This is a genomic window from Streptosporangium sp. G11 (genome assembly GCF_051192615.1).
Taxonomy (GTDB): domain Bacteria; phylum Actinomycetota; class Actinomycetes; order Streptosporangiales; family Streptosporangiaceae; genus Streptosporangium.
In genome coordinates this window covers 1-19,058 of record NZ_JBPJUQ010000107.1, presented here as the reverse complement: position 1 = coordinate 19,058, position 19,058 = coordinate 1, and the positions used below count along the sequence as shown (strand labels likewise).

The following is a 19,058-nucleotide window of genomic DNA, read 5'->3' as shown; positions in this document are numbered from 1 at the left end:
TCGACATGCCGACCTCTCCAAGGGGGCGGAGGCATGTAAGTCAACCAAAGCGACTCCACGAAAGCCGGAGTACATCACTCTACGGGCTGACTCCAGCCGCCGGTTCGGGCTGGTGTGGAGCGTAGTAGAGGCCTTCGTGTTCGACGGGTGGGATATCGCCGATGGCGGCGTGGATGCGCCGCTGGTTGAACCGGTCGACCCACTCGGCGGCGGACGCCTCCACGTCGGCCGGGCCGTGCCGCGGCTTGCCTGGTGTGATCAGCTCGGTCTTGTACAGACCGATCTGGGACTCCATCAGCGCGTTGTCCAGAACATCTCCCGCAGTCTCGATGGAGGCGTCGATGAACGCTGCGAGCGTTTGTGTGGCCGGTCGAGCTCGGCCGCGAAGAAGATCAAGGCCGCTTTCAAGATCTCATTGGCCCGTCGCAGCTCGGCGACCTCCGCGCGCAGCCGTTTGATCTCGGCGGCGTCCTGACTGGTGGTGCCGGGCCGCTGCCCGGCATCGACCTGAGTTGTGCGCACCCAGGTGCGCACCGTCTCGGTGGTGCCGATCCCAGTTTCGCCGCTACCGCCTTCATCGCGGCCCACTCGGCCGGGTGGTTCGGACGGATCTCCGCGACCATGCGTACCGCACGCTCACGAAGCTCAGGAGGGTAGGGGGACGGACGGCCATGACTCGATCCTCTCAAGGAATCGAGCCTCCATCAGACCCGGACCGCTTCGACCTGGCCGGCCTGGGCTCCGTCATTCGATGAGAAGGCGAACGGGGCCTTCGTCATCGGATGCCCGGTCACGCACCACATAGGGGGCAAGGCGTGTGAAGAACTGGTCGGGGTCGATGCCTGCCTCGGGCGCGAACACTCCCTTTCGATTGATTTCGCCCTCGGCGAGCATCGTCAGCGCGATCGTGGTGGGGATGCAGGTGATCGCACCGATGCCTCCGGGGATGTGGCCGTTGAGGAGTGCGGCTCTGGTCTCACGTCGGCCTGCTCGCTTTCCGGTCGCCAGGGCGAAGATCTGCGGAAGGTAGTTCTTTCTGGTGATCCGTTCGCGCGCTGCGGCAGCACCCGCACGGACGGCGCTCCAGACGCCGCCCGGCCCCAACTCGCCTCCGTACAGTGCTCCGGTGAGCATGCGCGAGGCATCAGGCACCGTGAGGCGACCTGAGGTGATGGCCCGAACGGTCTCTTCGAGCAGGACCAGGACCGCGTTGGGCACGTCGAAGACGTTGATCGAATGGCGGATCGCGGGGAAGTAGTGGGGCAAGGTTACAGGTTCGGGGTGCCCGACGGTGTAAGCGGTGAGGGGAGCGGAGCCGGGGAGGCGTATCTCAATGGGTTGCATGGGTTTGCCTTGCACCTGCTGACCGCAGTCGTGAATCGGGATGGTGCCGACCAGTTGTGCGACCCAGTGCTCGATCGCGGCCGACGCCCCGTTGTAGGCATGTTCTGTCGGTTCTTCCTTACCGCCTGTGCCCCAGCCGGTGATGACGGAGTCGATCTCGTCCAAGCCCTGCATGGCCTTGAGCGCGAGCAGGTTGCTGATCCCGGGGCTGGCTCCGGCACCCACGATGGCCGACACGTTGGCCTGTCGAGCAGTGGCGTCGCGTGAGAGAAGTTCCATGGTGGGGACGGGGTCGTCGCAGATGTCCACGTAGTGGCATCCCTTGAGCAGGGCGGCGTCGAGAACGGTGCCGCCGAGCCGGAAGAACGGCCCCACGGTCGACACCACGGCGTCGGCGTCGGCCATCACGGCGGCTAGCTGCTCAGGGTCGGTGACGTCGACGCGAGCCGCTCTGGCCTTCTGGCCGACGATCTCGGCAAGCTTCCTGGCACCGTCCATGTCGCGGTCGCCGATCACCAGGTTCTGGACGAAAGGCAGGGCGGCCAGATGCGTGACGGCGTGGCTGCCCATATGCCCGGCGCCGCCGAGGACGACAATGTTCATGAAAGTGGCTCCTTGGACTCTGGAGGACAGGGCACGTGTCGTAGCCGATGCTCGGCGGGCGTGTCGGGGCAGCCGATGTCATCGAGGATGTTGTTGAGGTGTTCGACGGACCGGTCGGCTTCTACCGCCCCATAGGAGCGGGTATCGGCCTTGGCGACGGAGCGGTAGCCGCCGGCCCGGTTCGGCCGTGGGAACACCGAGGAACAGCTTGGGAAAGATGTAGGCCCCGGCCCGCATGCTGATATCGGCCGTGCCATTGACGCGGGCCGCGGCGACTGCGATGTCACGGCCGGTGTCGCCGTATAGGTGTCGGGCACGGGATGGTCGGGCAACTCTGCCGTACGACGACTCGAGATGATGGAGGCGTGCTCGTACGCGCCGCTGTGCCACGGTCCGGGAGCGTCGTTGCGATCGATGATGATGACGACGTCGTCGCCGAGTTCGAGCATCTTCTTCGCCACAGGTGGACCGGAAAAGCCCGCCCCTGTGACGCGGTGTCTGTACATGGCGTCTGCTCCTGTTCCGGGCTCAGGTCGATCGCGCGGCTTTGATTTGGGAGGCTGCGCGCAGCCCGCTGACGATCGCGCCCTCGACCGAGGGGATGGACAAGTAGTCGCCGCAGAACGCGATGTCGCCGAGGGGGGCCGCGAGCTGTGACAAGAGCGCCAGATGGCCGGGTTCCCATGCCGGATACCCCGGGTCCCAGCGATGGACGTGGGCGCCACGAAGGGTTTCGGGAAGCTGGGGGAACACGTGCGCGATTTCGGCCGCGAATCTCTCTGCCACCTGGGTGTCGCCCAGCTCCCAGACCTCGCGGCAGCCGTCTTCGCTGGCGTAGGAGGACAGCACGTGCGCGACGCCGGACCCCGTCAACACGGCAGGATTGAGCAGGGTCGAGACCACCGGCAGATCGCAGGAGATGGCCCATCCCCCTTCCCAGATCGGCTTGCGCAGGAAAAGGGCGACAGCGAGGAACCGGCCGTAGCGCACGCGCTCCAGCGCCTCGCGACGCGCGGCCGGGAGAGCGGCCACGATCCGCAGGACCTCCGGCGCCGGCACCGCCACCACACACGCCCGTGCCGTCAGACGGTGGTTCTCGTTGCCCTGCCGGTAGACGACCTCGATCCCCGAACCGCGGGCTTCGATGCCGGTCACCTGGACTTGCAGCCGGATGCGCCCATCCAGTGCCCGGGTGAAGGCTTCCAGTACGTCCCGCATCCCGTGGCGCGCCCGAAAGGCTCCCCCGATCCCCTCCTTCTTCTCCGAGCCGAGCATCGCGTAGGCGTACAGAGCCGAAAGGTCCGCGGGATCCTTACACGCCATTGAACGGATCAAGGTGGAGTAGAACTCCCGCACCTGCGGGCGGCGCTGTGCGATCGCCTCCGCAAAGGAGCGTCTGTCCAGCAGCGCCGCTTCCGCGGGCAGGTCGGCCGACGGTACCGACGGACTCGCCAAGCCCGCGACAAGATGCGAAACCCGCGCAGATTCGCGGTCGACCGCCGCGATGTCGGCCAGACCGCCCGCACCCACTCGCAGCGCGCGCATGAGTGAGGTAGCGGTCCCGCGCCGGACCCGGCCGCGAAGGAACAGCCCGTTCTCCTTCGGCAGGCTTACCCGCTCCACACCGAGCTGCTCGAAAAGCCGGGCGCTGGTCGCCCCCGCGAGGTATTGAGCCCCGAGGTGGTAGGGCACGCCGTCGCGCTCGCCCGTGCGCACACGCCCGCCGATGCGCTCGGCGGCCTCCAGCACCACCATCCGGCGGCCGCGCAACTCGCACGCGGCGGCCAATCCCGCGACGCCGCCGCCCACGACGACGACATCCACCTGCTCAGATGTCATCGGTGTGGGTCTCCTGCCCGGTGTGGGCCGCGTCCGGCGGACCTGCGGCTCTTGATCGCTCGCCGCCACACCCGAGCAGATCGGCCGCTGTCGTGACGTATCGAGCCGTGTCGAAGCCGGGATCGAACAGCCGCCGGATGATCAGGCCTTCGGCCAGCGCATGGAGGATGTCGGCCAGGGCCTCGCGAGAGTGACGCCGGGTGTCGATCTCTCCTCGTTGGCCGGCCGCTTCCACGACGAGGCGTACATAGTCGACGAAGGACAGCGTCAGCTGTGTCAGTGTCTCCGCGGCGGACTCCGATCGTGGAGCCAGATACAGGACGCGGTAGACGTCTTCCTGCTGGATCACATCAGCGACCACGGCCTTCAAGAACCTGGACACGATGGGGTCGTCTCCCTCGATGCCGCCTATGCCCGCATCGAACGTCGCCCGGAAACGTGCCGCGCAGTGCTCGAGCACCGCGTTGTAGAGCGCGTCCTTCGAGTCGAAGTACCAGTACAGGCTGCCTCGGCTGAGGCCGGACTCGCGGACGACGTCTTCGAAGGTCGTTTCGAAGAAGCCCTTCCTGCCGAAACAGGTCGCGCCGGCCCGCAGGACGCGGGCGACCCGGTCTTGAGGCGTTCCATGCTTACTAGATCTCACAGTCCAATAACTTACTGGACTTACGAATCTAGTTACAATGGCGTTCTTCCGCAGATCGTGGATCGCCTGGCCGGCGGGGGACATGAAGGGCTGGTGTCGGGCACGGCGGTCCCTTCCGCCGGGCGGCTCGACCGTGACGCCGGCCGGGGATCTCTGGCTTGCTCGCATCCGCAGCTCACCCTCCTGGGTGGGAAGTGATCTTGCCTGTTGAGGTCGGTCATGTCTGGTCAGGGGCCGATCACGCTGGTCACCGCGTCCAGAAGGATCCGGTGACGCGCGTCGTCCAGGGCGTTGGCGGGCATGGCCCGCGGCAGGAAGGCCAGTGCCAGCTCACGGCGGGGATCGCCGAGGCCGAGCGCGCCACCGATTCCCGGATGCCCGAAAGCCGTGGGGGAGCCCAGCCGCCAGGCGCGGCTGGGCAGGGCGAACCCGCACCCGTAGGCTGCGGGAAGGCCGAGAACCCGGTCCCGGCCTGTGGCGCGTGGGATCACGGCGGTGCGCCAGGTACGCTCGCTCGCCAGCGCACCCACCATGAGCAGCGCATACAGCCTGGCCAGGGATGGGGCGGTGGCGACGCCGTTGGCGGCGGGAAGATGCGCGGCGAGGGTCTCCGGCCGCTCCACCCACCGGCCGACAGGCTCGGCGAGCGCTCCGCGCACGGTCATCGCCTCCCACAGCGGCGTACCGGCCCGCGCGAACACGGCGGCGGTCATCCCGGCCAGGAACGGGATCCGGGTGGCGGCGTGCACCGGCGCCGGCGGCGGGCCCGTCGGCCGGCCGCCGATGCTGATCGCCAGGGCGTGCGGCCGGCACACCAGATCGTCGAGCACCTCGCCGAACCGCCCGCCGGTGATGCGGCGCACGAGCTCGTCGGCGAGCGTGCCCCAGGTGACCGCGTGGTACCCGGGCCGCCCCGCGGGCCAGCGCGAGGGCTGGCCGGCCAGGACGTTGGCGAACGGGCGCCCCTCGAGCACCTCGGCGAGGGAGGTGCGATGGCGGGGAGCGATCAGCCCGGCCTGATGGCTGAGCATTTGCGCGACGGTGATCTGGGCCTTGCCGCAGTGGCCGAACTCGGGCCAGTACCTGGTCACGGGCGCCTCGAAGTCGAGATCGCCGCGGTCGACGAGTACGGCCAGGCAGACGGAGGCGATGCCTTTGGAGGCGGAGAAGACCACCTGGCGGGTGTCCGGTCCGTGGCTGCCGCCATAGAGGTCGACGACGGGCGTGCCCCGGTGGAGTATGTGCAGGCCCGCGCCGCGTTCGCCCGGACCGCTCATGATCTTGACGAAGGCGGCGCGGACCGGCTCCCAGCCGGGGACGACGTCGCCGCGGATCATGGGACCACGCCCCTGCCGGTGGGAGCGTGGTCGACCCTGACCACCTCGACCACCGGCCGGCCCATCGCCCCGGCGCCGCCGAGGGCGATGACGCGCTTTCCGTTACTCATCGAAGATCATTCCCTTGCGGACGTCCAGGAAGGCGAATCTCATCCGGTCGATCACGTAGTTCTGGGTGACCACCCACGGGTCCCGATCGCCCTGCCGGGGGAACAGGTGCGCGGCGCGTTGGACGTAGGTGGAGGTCAGGCCGAGCAGCGGGCGCCGGGCGCTCTCGCGCGGGAAGGCGGGCATCGCGGTCGTGAGGTCGCGCCGCCTCAGGTGGCGAAGCAGCCGGACAACGTAGCGGGAGGACAGGTCGGCCCGCAGCGTCCATGACGCGTTGGTGTAGCCGACGCAGAAGGCCAGGTTGGGCACGCCGCTGAGCATCAGTCCGCGGTAGGCGGTGGTGTCGGCGAGGTCGATCGGCTTGCCGCCGACCGACAGCCTGATCCCACCGAGAGGGATCAGCGACAGTCCTGTGGCGGAGACGACCACGTCCGCCTTCAGTTCTTTCCCGGACTCCAGCGCGATCCCGCGCTTGACGAATCGGGCGATACGGTCGGTGACCACCGACGCCCGCCCGGCGGCCACATCCCGGAAGAAGTCGCCGTTGGGTACCACGCACAGCCGCTGGTCCCAAGGCTGGTAACGGGGGGCGAAGTGCTGGTCCACGTAGGCCTCGTCCGGCAGGAACCGGAGGAGGGCTCTGCGCAGATGCCGCTTGGTCTGCTCGGGGTAGCGCCTGCTCAGCCAGTACGTCAGCTGGCTGAACAGGACGTTCTTGGCGCGCACGAGGATGTGCGCGAGCCGGGAGGGAAGCGCGCGGCGCAGCGCGTCGGCCGTCCGGTCGATGTCGGACTGCGAGCTCATGTAGGTCGGCGAGCGCTGGAGCATCGTGACGTGCGCCGCCGTCTTGGCGAGCGCGGGAATGAGCGTGACCGCGGTGGCGCCGCTGCCGATCACCACGACCCGTTTACCGGTGACGTCGAGGTCGTGCGGCCAGAACTGCGGGTGCGCGAACCGGCCGCCGAAGTGCTCGACGTCTTCGAAGTCCGGCTGATGGCCTTGCTTGTAGTCGTAGTAGCCGGCGCAGATGTAGAGGAACGAGCACGTCCACGTGCTGGAGAGCCCGCCCTTTTTGGTCTCGACCAGCCAGCGGCCCTGTGTCCAGGACCATTCGGCGGCCGTCACCGTGCGGCCGTAGTGGACGTGCCGGTCGATGCCGTGCTCGCGAGCGGTGTCCTCGATGTAGCGGCGGATGCTGTCACCGTCGGCCAGCGACTTTTTGCCCCGCCACGGCTGGAAGGGGTAACTGAGGGTGAACATGTCCGAGTCCGAGCGGACGCCAGGGTAGCGGAACAGGTCCCACGTGCCGCCGGCGCGCTCCCGGGCTTCGATCACCGCGTACGTCCATCCGGATTCGCGCTGCAGGCGCCAGGCCGCTCCGATACCGGACAGGCCCGCCCCGATGATCAGCACATCGACGTGCCGCGGCGAACTCCAAGCCGGAACGTCCGAACTAGATACGGTCGTCATGGAAACGACCGTATCATTAACGAACGATTGTCGGCCTGGTTGCCGGTCACCGCCTCGTGACCGCACAGTCCGCCGGGTCCTGGAACGAACGACAGGAGGTGGGGCGTCGCCGGTCGCCCTTTCGGCGCTCGCCTCACCGGTACGCGCGTCACCGGGTCCCGCTGGACGCGGTGACACACGAACGAGCAGATCTCACGTCGCTCAGAGGCCGAGCGATCGAAGATCTGCTCCTCGCGCGGTCGGCCGCAGCGGTGTCCAGATCACGCCCGCCACCGAGGCCGGCGACGGTCTGCACTCGGCCGTCGCGCAGGCGCGCAGGCGCTCAGGCGCTCAGGCGCTCAGGCTGAAGACTGCCCCAGCGTCATCCCGCAGCGCCTGAGCCGAGCCTGTTCCCGCCCGACGCCAGGGTGGTCTCGCCGTCGGCTCCTGGAGGACCGTCCGCTGCCTGCTGTGGCCGGCGACGAGCAGACCCGCATCCGTTCGGTCATCCAAACCGCCACGACGACCGGCCGAAGCACCCTCTTCCAGACCGGGGGGAACATCTTCACCCACCTGCCGCCGACCTCGCCGGCCAGCCCCATGGCGAATGCGAAAGCCGGGCCGGGGCAAGACCCTGATCGGTCATGACGCCGACCGTGCCCGTCCCGCGCCGAACATCTCAGGAGACTTTCTCCAGGTAGTGGCGCTGATCGTTCAGAAAGCCGTCGGAGAACAGCGAGCGTGGCGCCGCCACGGCGAGAAGGAACATCTTCAGCTCCGAGTCCTGCAGCTCCTTACGGATCAGGGCGTGGGTGGCGTCGGGATAGTGCCGGACCTGCAGCAGGCCGGGCGTGCGCAGGTGTTTGCGGTAGCCGGCCTCGGTGTCGGCGACGTCGACGTTGCGGTCGTGCCCGGCCAGGAGCAGCAGCACCGGCACCCGCATGGCCGCCAGATCCAACGCGGCGTCGCTGGTGTAGTTCTTGGAGATGAAGGTCCAGCGTTTCGCGGTCATGTCCCTGGTGTCCCCGACGGTGGTCTCGTAGTGCTCGTAGGGGGCTCCTGCGCGCAGCAGCTCCAGCGTCTTCTCCCGCCGGGCCAGCTCGGCCCGCACCCGGTCCGGCGTGGCGTGCTCGTCCTGCAGTTTGCGCCGCAAGTAGTAGCGGCCCTGTTGCTGCCAGTTGACGGCGGGCGAGAGGGCGATGACGAAACGCAGCTCGGGCAGGCGGACGGCCACTTTGGGCATGACCCAGCCCGCCTGACTTGCTCCCCACAGCCCGATGCGGTTCGCGTCGAGGCCCGGTCTGCCTTTCGCCCAGGTGATCGCCGCGACGGTCTCCGCGGCCCGGTCGGCCATGCTCTGGTCCAGCCAGTTGCCGGCCGCTCCGCCCACCCCGGGCTTGTTCCAGGACAAGGAGGCGTAGCCGGCCTGGGCGAACGCCTCCCATAGCGGTAGGTAGAACTCCTCGTGGGTGGCGTCGATCGGCCCGTCCCCGTGCACGAACACCACCAGCCCGTAGGGGCCCTTGCCCGTGGTGGGCCAGGCCAGCACGCCCTTCAGCGGCTGCTTGCCGCCGGTGATCGTCACGTGCTCCTCCCGCAGCTCGTAGGTGTTCTGGTAGGCCACCCAGCCGCCGCAGGCGGCGACCAAGACGGCCACGGCCAGCAGGGAGCGCAGAATCCAGCGCGCCCCGCGTCGCTTGATCACACCCATCAACCCTCCTTTGGTTCGTTTTAAAAACGATCGTATTGAATTCGACCGTACTATAGTTGTGCCGCAGGAGGTGAGGGCATGCCGCCCACACAAGACGATCACGTGGAGATCTCCACCCGGGTGCTGGTGGAGAGCCTGATCCACGAGGATCAAACCGTGGACGCCGGCGAGCTGTACGCGGTCGCCCGGATCCTCGGCATGACCGACCTGCAGGTACGGCTGTGCATCAAGCGGCTGGTCACCGAAGGCCAATTCGTTCAGTCAGGCCGCGGCCGTCGCGCGGTGCTGCATGCCACGGCTGAAGCCCGCCGCGCCCTTGACCCCAACGTGGAGTTCGTGCGCTTCATGTACGCCCAGGACCGGGACGAGGCACCCTGGGACGGCAGCTGGCGCCTGCTGGCCTTCGCCGTACCGGAATCGTCGCGGGCCGCCCGCGACGCGTTGCGCGAGTACATCGTCCACCTGGGCGGTGCGCCCCTCCAAGGCGGTCTCTACGTCACCGCCAATCCCTGGGAGGACCTGGTCGAAGCCGAGGTCGCCCGGCTCGGCATCGGCGACTGCGTCACCTACATCACCAGCACCGACCTGCGAGTGGGCGGCATCGACGATCCCCAGCAGTTGGCTGCCCGGCTGTGGCCGCTGGACGACCTCGCGCACACTCATCGGCGACTTGCCTACATCACCCGAAACCGCCTGGAACGGCTACGCGACCCGGCCTCGATCGACCAACCGCAACTGCTGACCATCGCCATTGAACTGGCCTCCGAATTCGCCCGGGTCATGGAGGCCGACCCGCTCCTGCCTCCCGAACTGCTGCCCCAGCCCTGGCCGGGCGCCCAAGCCCGGCAGCTGGTCGCGCAATGCTGGCAGCACCTCCTCCAGCACGCCGCCCCCGCTCCGGCACCACGCCTGTTCCGCCTTTACGCGGACGTCGTCCACGAAGTGGCCGCTCCAGCTCAAAAGGCCGGCTCCCGGTGAACAGGGCCGGCGAAGCGGGCGCGAGAACCTCTACAGCGGCAACTCGCCCCGCCGACCGAAGACAGCCCGTGGTACGACCAGGTAGATCCCAGCCATGGACACTCGCGGCCGAGGCGTCACCGCGCCCGCAACGCGCTGAGACCTTGCCGCGAGCCTCGCCAGGCGGGGCAATCACCTCGCGGCGTGATCGTCACGCGACCACCCCTCGTACCTCGCAGATGCATGCGATATGCCGACCCGGACGCGCGGTCGATCGGGGCACAGGCTCAGCGACGAGCACATCTTGTGACGACGGGTTTCCGGTCGTGGGCGTCTTGACTGTCGACGCCGCCTGAAAACCGGTTCAGGCACACATTCCGTGATCTCTCCGCGGCGAGGTCGGCGGCCAGGAGACCCTGATCCACCTGCTGACCGCTCATCCCGGTGTCGAGGTGATCTGCCGGGACCGGGCGGGCTGTTATGCCGAAGGCGCCACCCGCGGCGCATCGCAGGCGATCCAGGTCGCTGACCGCCGGCATCTGTGGTTCTGAGAAGGCCATGTTCTCGGAAGCGGAGACGGCGCGACTTCCGAGAACACGCGCGGCTGAGAGGCGAAACCCCGGTTCGGCACTTCCGAGAACACGATCGCGTCGCTAGTTGGCGGCTGGGGCCGAGTTCGGGAGGAGGACGCCGTACTGGCGGAAGCGCTCCAGCCGGTCCAAGCGGATTCTTCGGAGCTTGCCCTGACCCGATGTGAGCGCCCGGGCCTCAGCGTATGCGTCAGCAGGTCCGCGACCGTGACGCACGGGTGGCCGTGCGGCAGCGCCACCGGCGTGGAACGCTCATTCAGGTGGCGAGGCCGGAGATTCACTCCCGCCTTGCCGGCCTGACATCAGGAGCTTTCGGTCAGCTGCGTTGTTTCTCGGTCGACCCGGTGGTGTCGAAGGCGAAGTTCGGGAGCTGTCGGCGGGCTCGCCGGCGACGCACAGTGCGGCGCAGTTGAAGACGGTCGGCCATCAACGCCGCGACCGGACGAGGAATGCGGCGCGCCTCGCCGCCGCGGGCGAGGTCCACGAACCGGCGGTGCACGATGGCCAAGGTCGCCGCAGCAACGATGGTCTTGTCCCGCCAGTGGACCTGCACGGGGGGCGCCTCGGCCTCCTCGCCGGCCAGCCAGCGACGGGGCAGGTCGGGATCCACGGCGAGGGCCGTGCCGACGCCCGCGACATCCGCGCCGCCCTCGATGACCCGGTGGAGCGCCGTCAACCGGCGGATTCCGCCGGTAAGCATGATCGGCACGGTAGCCTCGGCGAGGATCTGCCCGGCGGCCTCCAAGAAGTACGCCTCGCGCGCCAGCGTCCGGCCGTCGGCTCGGTAGCCCAGGGTGGCCAGGCTCTCCACCGACCCGCCTGAGAGCTCGATCAGATCCACGTCACGTTCGGCGAGCATGGTGACGACGCCGCGGGCATCGTCCTCGGCGAAGCCCCCGCGCTGAAAGTCCGCAGTATTGATCTTCACGGCCACCGAGAAGGTGTCTCCGACGCGCTCCCGCACGGCGGTCACCACGTCGAGCAGGAGCCGGGCCCGGTTCTCCAGCGGACCGCCCCACGCGTCCGAGCGCCGGTTGGTGCGCGGGGAGAGAAACTGGCTGAGCAGGTAGCCATGTGCGGCGTGGATCTCGACTCCGTCAAACCCTGCCTCCTGCGCCAGCCCCGCAGTGGAGGCGAACCGGTCGACGGTGTACGCGATCTGCTCCGGTGTCATGGGGATGGGACGCGGGAACATGCGGGACCACCGCCCGACATCGACCGGCACATCCGATGCCGACCACGCAGTGCCGCAAGGGCCGGTCTGCACGACCCGGCCTGGATGGTTGATCTGCATCCACACCCGGCCGCCGCCGGATTTCGCGGCCTCGGCCCACCGCCGGAACGGTTCCAGCGGCGTGCCCTCCACGAGCGCGACATCGCGGGGGTCGGCCATCGCTCGGGGGTCGACCATGACGTGCCCGGTGATGAGCAGGCCCGCCCCGCCCGCGGCCCAGCGCTGGTAGAGCCGGACCATGGTTTCGCCGGGCAGACCTTCCTCGTCGGCCAGGAATTCCTCCATGGCCGGCTTGGCGATCCGGTTCGGCAGCGGTTGACCGTGTGCGAGCGCCAGCGGCGCCCCGGCATCCGTCATGGGCGTCCTCATCTCGTGCGGCGGCATGCGCTGCCCAGGGACAGTGCACCCAATGTTGACGATGCACACATTATGGAGCAATGTGTAAGATGTCAACATGAGGCGCCAGAGCTACCACCACGGCGACCTGCCCGCAGCCCTGCTACGGGCAGGCGCCGAACTCGTCGAGGTCGAAGGGGCCGACAGGCTCTCGCTGCGATCCGTCGCGCGAGCCGCAGGAGTCTCGGCGAACGCGCCCTACCGCCACTTCGCCGACAAGGACGATCTCCTCGCGGCCCTCGCTGAGCACGGCTGCGCGGACATGGTCGACCGCATCGCCGTGGCCAACGGGCAGACCGCCCGGGATCGTCTGGTCGCCGTAGTGCAACTGGGAGTTCAGTTCGCTCTGGAACGGCCGCAGATGTTCCGGCTGATGAGCGGCAGCGTGTGCAGTACTCGGCCCTCGGTACGGACGGCAATGGACGCCGTCCAGGCAGCCATCGTGCGAGCCGTCGGTCTCGACGCATCCTGCGACATCGAGGAAGCAACCGCACTGTGCACCGGCATATGGGCACTCACCCACGGCCTCAGCTCCCTGATCGTCGCGGGCCATGTGCACCCCGGCAGCGGCGAAGGGATCGATGCGTACGTGGCCCGCGTGGTCCGGGCCACCGTCGAGGCGGCGAAATTCATGGTGATCGAGGGCCTGCCGCCTACCAACACGGCGCAGTGAAACAGATCGCGGCCGCGTTCGCCACCCTCGACAGCCCCTGCACCCGAACGGCGCCCACCACACCTGACATCGCCTTACGAACCCGGTCGCCGCGCGGTTCACTCAACAAGGCCATGCTCTCCATGGCCTTGTACCTGCGCGAGCAGAACCTGAGCCTGCGCGACATCGCCGCCCGGCTCGTCATCACCATAGGTAAGAGGCAGGGCCGACACCCCTCCCCGGCCACCGTCCTGCGCATGCTGCGTGAGCACGACGAGGCGAACTTCACGGCGCCGCCGGCGGCTGCGCCCACAACGGGCCGACCGGCCGATTATCCGCTACCGAGTTCCGACGAACGAGGACACGCAACGTTCACCATGATCAGTCTTGCCGCCAACGGCTGTATGTTCGTTCAGAAAGCCCAGAGTTCGCGTGAACCCAAGGATCGACGCTGGACCGCTGGGGGGTCGGGGAGGTTATGCACCCTTGGGTTCACCAGAATCCAAGGCCGTTCATGGCCAGCCGGTCTCGGAGCGGTACCAGGCGGTGCCCATGACACGGCGACGGCGACCGGCCCGGCCCGGCGAGCGGCTGGGACGCCTGAGCTGGTGTACGGAGCCGCCCCCGCGTGAGCAGGCATTCTCTGTCAGGGCGCGCCAGACGCCGGTCGACTGCAGGACGGCGATCATCGCGGCGTCGCGCAGCCCGATCAGGGTGCTTGCCGTGATGCAGATATCCGTGCGCCGGCCTGTAGCCCTGCCTTAATTCTCGCGGCTACAGGCCGACGCCTCGCATGGCGTTGTCGCGCCAGCGGTCGACGCCATGCGAGGGGGGCATGACCCGGCGGTTGATTATGAAATCGGTCAGACTAGAACAATCTGCTGAGATCGAGTAGCGCTCAGTGAGGCCGGGGCGATAAGTCCTTGAATACCGATGTGCTGAAGGGCCGTTCCACGGTCCGAGGTCGTCACTCGAATGGTCAGGCGTGGTGTCGCGAGGTCAGGAGCGGCGGGTGGACCAACAGGGTGGACAGCGGCTTGAGCCGCCTGAGCCAGGCCCTTCTGCCTTATCGCCCGGCCAGGTTGTCGCGGCTCAGGACGGTGCGCGCGGCTGGGTGCGCCAGGCGGCCGCCCTGTCCGCGCAGGGGCTGGGATGGGCGACGCCGCGGGCGCTGCTGGCGGGGTTGTGTGCCAGCGCGCTGGCTCCGCTGGCCGTGGTGGAGCCGGGCCCGGCGGTGCTACTTACCGGGATCGGAGTGGTCGGGGCGATCGGAGCGAACCTGCTGTCCGATGTCATCGGCGACTCCCTCATCGCCGCCCGCGCCAGAACCCGAGGCGGTGCCCAGGTCGGCGCCACCCCTCCCGCCGCCGGCCCGGACGACGCCGCCGGCGAGGAGGTTTTGGCCGCTGAACTGGCTGGGCGCGTGGAGCAGGTGGAGCGGGAGTTGGCCGCCCGCTTGGAGGAGATCCTGCAAGCCGGTGGCGCTCGCGCCGAGACGTTGGCGGAGACGCTGGCCGTGGTGCTGAGCGAACTCCAGGCCACGCAGGTGGTGATCGGCGAAGCGATCGCCCACGGTGATGCCCTGCTGCTGGAGGAGATGGTGGCGGGGTTCGCCGAGCTCGGCGAGCAGACGGCGGTGCTGGCGCCGATGCTGGGGCGGCTGGACGCGGCGGCCGGCCAGATCCAGCAGACGTTGTATCGCCAAGACGCCGAGCACCGTTTCGACCGTACTCAGCGCCAGCGGCAAGAAGCGCTGCTGGTGGTGATGCGTGAACAGCTCGGCGAGAAGTTGAGCGCCTTGGAGCGCCGTCTTCGCGCCGGGCCGGGCCCGCTGCCGGAGGCCGGGGCCGGTGGCGGGGGGGTGTGGGCGCAGGGGTGTCCGTATCAAGGGCTGGCGCCGTTCGGTCCGGCTCAGGCGGGGGTGTTCTACGGGCGGGGCCAGGCCACCGCCCGGCTGGCGGCGATGGTCACCGCCCACCTGGGCGGCGAGGGGGTGATCGTGGTGACCGGCGCCTCGGGGGCGGGGAAGTCCTCGCTGCTGCACGCCGGGCTGCTGCCCGCCCTGGCCGCCGCCCCCCTGGGCGAGGACGGTGGCGCGCCCTGGCCGCAGGTGACCTTCACCCCCGGGGCGCGGCCGCTGCAGGAGCTGGCGGTGCAGCTGGCGGTGCGCTGCAACGCCGACCCCGACACCGTGCTGGCGGAGCTGCGAGCCGATCCCGGCCGGGCCAGGGGGCGGGCCCGGCAGATCCTGGCCGCCGAGGCGATCCGCCGCCACCAGCAGGGCGCAACAGGTGAAGGTCCGCAGCGGCTGATTATGGTCGTCGACCAGTTCGAGGAGGTGTTCACCCCAGCCGCGGACACCTACGCCGGGGAGGTGGAGGCGTTCGTGGCTGCCCTGGAAGTGATCGCCACCGGAACAGACCCGGCAGGCACCGGCCCGCCTCCTTCGAGCCCGCAGGAAGGGGGCCATCAGGATAAGGGCCGTCTTGGCGGGAGGGCGGCCGGGATCGTGGTGCTCGCGGTACGCGGTGACTTCGTCGACCGATGCGCCGCTCACCCGGTGCTGGCGCGAGCACTGGAGGAGCGGGTGTTCGTGCTGGGCCCGATGAGCGACCAAGAGCTGCAGCGGGCGATCACCGGACCGGCCGCGGCGGCCGGACTGGCCGTGGAGGACGGCCTGGCCGAACAGGTGGTACGGGAACTGGCCGGCCATACCCAACCCGCCGGTGCGGGGCCGGGGGGAGCGGGCGCGGTGGGAGCGTTGCCGTTGCTGTCGATGGCGATGGTCCGCACCTGGCACAACCGAGAAGGCGAGCGGCTGACACGGCAGGGCTATGACCGCTCCGGCGGCGTCGCCTCCGCCGTCCAAGACGCCGCCGAAGAGGCCTACAACGCCCTGAACCCCCACCAGCAGGAGATCGCCAAACGCGTCATCCTGGCGTTGACGCTCACCAGCGCCGACGGCCACGTCACCCGGCGCCGCGTGGCGTGGGGTGAGCTGGCCGCTGTGTGGGAACCCGATCGGCCGGAGCTGGCGCGGCAGGTCATCGAAGCCTTCGCCGCCGCCCGGCTGATGGTCACAGGCCCTCCCGCCCCGGCCGGGCCGTCGGACATGATCACCATGAGCGCCGCCGTTCAAGGTATTGGCGAGGCGCTCTCCGATGCTCCGGCGACACCGATGGCCCCAACTGTGGCCGGCACGGTCGAACTCGCCCACGACGTCCTGGTGACCGCCTGGCCGCGCCTGCGCTCCTGGCTGGCCGAGGACCAGGCCGACCGCGCCCTGCACGGGGAGATTCTGCAGGACGCCATCGAATGGGATGACGCCGGCCGTGATGCATCGTTCCTCTACCGCGGGATCCGGCTGGAAAGTGCCCGCCACGCCGCCACCCGCTGGCACGCCGACCCCGGCCGCTATCTCGGCCTGCCCGGCCCCGCCGAGGCCTTCTTGCACGCCGCCGGCCGCGCCGCGACCCGCACCCGGCGCCGCTGGCAGACCGTATTCTCCGTGCTGGCCGCACTGCTGGTGATCGCGATCATCACTGCGGTGGCCGCCGTGCGCTTCGGCCAGGACGTCAACCAGCAACGCGAACTGGAACTTCGCCGCGGCGCCGAAGCCTTCTCCCGCGAAGCAGCCGCCTACAGTCAATCTCTGCCCAACGACCCGGCGGCATCGGCGCGCCTCGCCGCAGCAGCCTTGTCCATCGCCAAGACCAGCGAGGCCCAGGCGACCATGACCGCACTCCTCAGCCAACCCGCACGCGCTGTTCTCGCCGGCCACACCGGCTCGGTGTCTTCGGTGGTGTTCAGCCCGGACGGCACCCGCCTGGCCTCCGCCTCAGACGACAAGACGGTGCGGATCTGGGACGTGGCCACGCACCAGCAGATCGGTGCCCCGCTGGTCGGCCACACCCGCACGGTGTCCTCGGTGGCGTTTAGCCCGGACGGCACCCGCTTAGCCTCCGCCGCAAGCGACGAGACGGTGCGGTTATGGGATGTGGCCACCGGTAAGCAGGTCGGTGCCCCGCTGACCGGCCACACCGGCAAGGTGTTCTCGGTGGCGTTCAGTCCAGATGGCACCCGGCTGGCCTCCGCTGGAAACGACGAGACGGTGCGGTTATGGGATGTGGCCACCGGTAAGCAGGTCGGTGCCCCGCTGGTCGGCCACACCCGCACGGTGTCCTCGGTGGCGTTTAGCCCGGACGGCACCCGCTTAGCCTCCGCCGCAAGCGACGAGACGGTGCGGTTATGGGATGTGGCCACCGGTAAGCAGGTCGGTGCCCCGCTGACCGGCCACACCGGCAAGGTGTTCTCGGTGGCGTTCAGTCCAGATGGCACCCGGCTGGCCTCCGCTGGAAACGACGAGACGGTGCGGTTATGGGATGTGGCCACCGGTAAGCAGGTCGGTGCCCCGCTGGTCGGCCACAGCATCTGGGTGTTGTCGGTGGCGTTCAGTCCGGACGGCACTCGCCTGGCCTCCGCCGCGGGCGACGACACGGTGCGCATTTGGGATGTGGCCACACATCAGCAGATCGGCGCCCCGCTGACCGGCCACACCGAACCAATGTCCGCAGTGGTGTTCAGTCCGGACGGCACTCGGCTGGCCAGCGCTGCAGACCACACGGTGCGGTTATGGGATGCGGCCACACACAAACAGATCGGCGCCCCGCTGACCGGCCACACCCGCACGGTGTCCTCGGTGGCCTTCAGCCCGGATGGCACCCGGCTGGCCAGTGCCTCAGACGACAAGACGGTGCGGATCTGGAATGTGGCCACGCGCAGGCAGGTCGGTGTCCCGCTGGTCGGCCACACCGGCTCGGTGTCCTCAGTGGTGTTCAGTTCAGATGGCACCCGGCTGGCCAGCGCCGGAGACGACAAGACGGTGCGGATCTGGGATGCGGCCACCGGTAAGCAGGTCGGTGCCCCGATGGTCGGTCACACTGGTGTGGTGTTCTCGGTGGTGTTCAGTCCGGATGGCACCCGGCTGGCCAGCGCCGGAGACGACAAGACGGTGCGGATCTGGGATGCGGCCACCGGTAAGCAGGTCGGTGCCCCGATGGTCGGTCACACTGGTGTGGTGTTCTCGGTGGTGTTCAGTCCGGATGGCACCCGGTTGGCCAGTGCCTCAGACGATGAGACGGTGCGGATCTGGGATGCGGCCACCGGTAAGCAGGTCGGCTCCCCACTGACCGGCCACACCAGCTGGGTGTTGTCGGTGGTGTTCAGTCCGGATGGCACCCGGTTGGCCAGTGCCTCAGACGATGAGACGGTGCGGATCTGGGATGCGGCCACCGGTAAGCAGGTCGGCTCCCCACTGACCGGCCACACCAGCTGGGTGTTGTCGGTGGTGTTCAGTCCGGATGGCACCCGGTTGGCCAGTGCCTCAGACGATGAGACGGTGCGGATCTGGGATGCGGCCACCGGTAAGCAGGTCGGCTCCCCACTGACCGGCCACACCAGCCCGGTGTTCTCAGTGGTGTTCAGCCCGGACGGCACCCGGCTGGCCAGTGCCTCAGACGATGAGACGGTGCGGATCTGGGATGCGGCCACGCACCAGCAGGTCGGCTCCCCACTGACCGGCCACACCAGCCCGGTGTCCTCGGTGGTGTTCAGCCCAGACGGCACCCGGCTGGCTTCCGCCGGATGGGATAAGGCCGTGCGGTTATGGAATGTCGCGTTGCCGCACGATCTCTTGCGAGCAGTCTGCGGTATCGCTGGCCGAGGGCTCACTTTTCAAGAGTGGCAGCGGTACATCCCCGCGGCGCCGTATCGACCCACCTGCCCGGCTTCCCGCTAAGCTTCGCTTTTAACCCGGTGACGGATGTCAGGCCGTCCGGCTGGTCATTTTGATGGCCGGGTGACGGGGAGCAGGTCCGCGGGTGGTGCCGCGTGGGCGGCCCGGGGAGTGTCCGCACGGTTGTGGTGGGCTGGCAGGGGTGCCTACCTCCGCGTGAACGGAGCGAAATGTGCGCCGCACACGTCCGGGCGTTAATCGGTTGATGGACAAGGGCTTTTCCCAGGGCAGGCGCAGGTCAGTGACAAGACGGCGGGCCAGGCGTAACTGGGTGTAGGCGGCGAGGATGAGCCAGGTCCACCGGTCGGCCTGTTCAGGGGTGCGAGGCCTGGGCAGCGTCCAGTTCAGGGTCTGCTTGCAAAAGCGGAAGGTGTGCTCAAGGTCGAACCGCCGCACATAAG

The 19,058-nt window shown here is 68.8% G+C and carries 13 protein-coding genes and 2 pseudogenes; 4 read left to right on the top strand and 11 right to left on the bottom strand.

What is annotated here, in order from left to right:
* Positions 1 to 79 precede the first annotated feature (79 nt).
* The 9 genes and pseudogenes from ACSDR0_RS44750 to ACSDR0_RS44710 all read right to left on the bottom strand — a co-directional run bounded on the left by ACSDR0_RS44750 (position 80) and on the right by ACSDR0_RS44710 (position 9,034).
* On the bottom strand, positions 80 to 295 hold the full coding sequence (locus ACSDR0_RS44750; RefSeq protein WP_435295064.1) for an integrase core domain-containing protein: 216 nt from the start codon (positions 293 to 295) through the stop codon (positions 80 to 82).
* A gap of 45 nt (positions 296 to 340) precedes the next feature.
* Positions 341 to 623, bottom strand: a pseudogene (locus ACSDR0_RS44745) (IS3-like element ISMyma3 family transposase); the annotation flags it as partial.
* A gap of 121 nt (positions 624 to 744) precedes the next feature.
* Positions 745 to 1,947, bottom strand: coding sequence for a saccharopine dehydrogenase NADP-binding domain-containing protein (locus tag ACSDR0_RS44740; RefSeq protein ID WP_435295063.1), 1,203 nt, complete (start codon positions 1,945 to 1,947; stop codon positions 745 to 747).
* The gene (locus ACSDR0_RS44735) at positions 1,944 to 2,408 is read right to left on the bottom strand and encodes a hypothetical protein (RefSeq protein WP_435295062.1); all 465 of its coding nucleotides are present in this window, start codon (positions 2,406 to 2,408) and stop codon (positions 1,944 to 1,946) included. The genes ACSDR0_RS44740 and ACSDR0_RS44735 overlap by 4 nt, the downstream gene beginning before the upstream one ends.
* Positions 2,409 to 2,475: 67 nt before the next feature.
* Positions 2,476 to 3,786 carry a flavin monoamine oxidase family protein gene (locus ACSDR0_RS44730; protein WP_435295061.1) on the bottom strand — a complete coding sequence of 437 codons (1,311 nt, stop codon included), beginning with the start codon at positions 3,784 to 3,786 and terminating at the stop codon, positions 2,476 to 2,478.
* Entirely contained in the window at positions 3,776 to 4,597 is an 822-nt protein-coding gene (locus tag ACSDR0_RS44725) for a TetR/AcrR family transcriptional regulator (protein WP_435295060.1), read from the bottom strand. Before ACSDR0_RS44725 ends, ACSDR0_RS44730 begins: the two co-directional genes overlap by 11 nt.
* 59 nt (positions 4,598 to 4,656) lie before the next feature.
* Complete coding sequence (locus ACSDR0_RS44720) at positions 4,657 to 5,766, bottom strand: serine hydrolase domain-containing protein (RefSeq protein WP_435295059.1); 1,110 nt, start codon at positions 5,764 to 5,766, stop codon at positions 4,657 to 4,659.
* Positions 5,767 to 5,868: 102 nt separating this feature from the next.
* Positions 5,869 to 7,344: a flavin-containing monooxygenase gene (locus ACSDR0_RS44715; protein ID WP_435295058.1), complete on the bottom strand. Its 1,476-nt coding sequence runs from the start codon at positions 7,342 to 7,344 to the stop codon at positions 5,869 to 5,871.
* 658 nt (positions 7,345 to 8,002) lie between these two features.
* A complete protein-coding gene (locus ACSDR0_RS44710) occupies positions 8,003 to 9,034 on the bottom strand; it encodes an alpha/beta hydrolase family protein (protein WP_435295057.1) in 1,032 nt (343 codons plus the stop codon).
* A 78-nt stretch (positions 9,035 to 9,112) separates the two neighbouring features.
* Between ACSDR0_RS44710 and ACSDR0_RS44705 the strand changes: the two genes are divergently transcribed.
* Entirely contained in the window at positions 9,113 to 10,012 is a 900-nt protein-coding gene (locus ACSDR0_RS44705; RefSeq protein ID WP_435295056.1) for a PaaX family transcriptional regulator C-terminal domain-containing protein, read from the top strand.
* 885 nt (positions 10,013 to 10,897) lie between these two features.
* Here ACSDR0_RS44705 and ACSDR0_RS44700 read toward each other — a convergent pair.
* On the bottom strand, positions 10,898 to 12,172 hold the full coding sequence (locus ACSDR0_RS44700) for an NADH:flavin oxidoreductase/NADH oxidase family protein (protein ID WP_435295055.1): 1,275 nt from the start codon (positions 12,170 to 12,172) through the stop codon (positions 10,898 to 10,900).
* 97 nt (positions 12,173 to 12,269) lie between these two features.
* Between ACSDR0_RS44700 and ACSDR0_RS44695 the strand changes: the two genes are divergently transcribed.
* The 3 genes from ACSDR0_RS44695 to ACSDR0_RS44685 all read left to right on the top strand — a co-directional run bounded on the left by ACSDR0_RS44695 (position 12,270) and on the right by ACSDR0_RS44685 (position 18,660).
* The gene (locus ACSDR0_RS44695; protein WP_435295054.1) at positions 12,270 to 12,884 is read left to right on the top strand and encodes a TetR/AcrR family transcriptional regulator; all 615 of its coding nucleotides are present in this window, start codon (positions 12,270 to 12,272) and stop codon (positions 12,882 to 12,884) included.
* Positions 12,881 to 13,495 (top strand): hypothetical protein, encoded by a 615-nt coding sequence (locus ACSDR0_RS44690; protein ID WP_435295053.1) that lies wholly within the window; start codon positions 12,881 to 12,883, stop codon positions 13,493 to 13,495. Before ACSDR0_RS44695 ends, ACSDR0_RS44690 begins: the two co-directional genes overlap by 4 nt.
* Positions 13,496 to 13,875: 380 nt before the next feature.
* Positions 13,876 to 18,660 carry an nSTAND1 domain-containing NTPase gene (locus ACSDR0_RS44685; protein WP_435295052.1) on the top strand — a complete coding sequence of 1,595 codons (4,785 nt, stop codon included), beginning with the start codon at positions 13,876 to 13,878 and terminating at the stop codon, positions 18,658 to 18,660.
* 27 nt (positions 18,661 to 18,687) lie between these two features.
* Here the strand turns inward: ACSDR0_RS44685 and ACSDR0_RS44680 are convergent.
* Positions 18,688 to 19,058 (bottom strand): annotated as a pseudogene (locus ACSDR0_RS44680) (NF041680 family putative transposase); the annotation flags it as partial.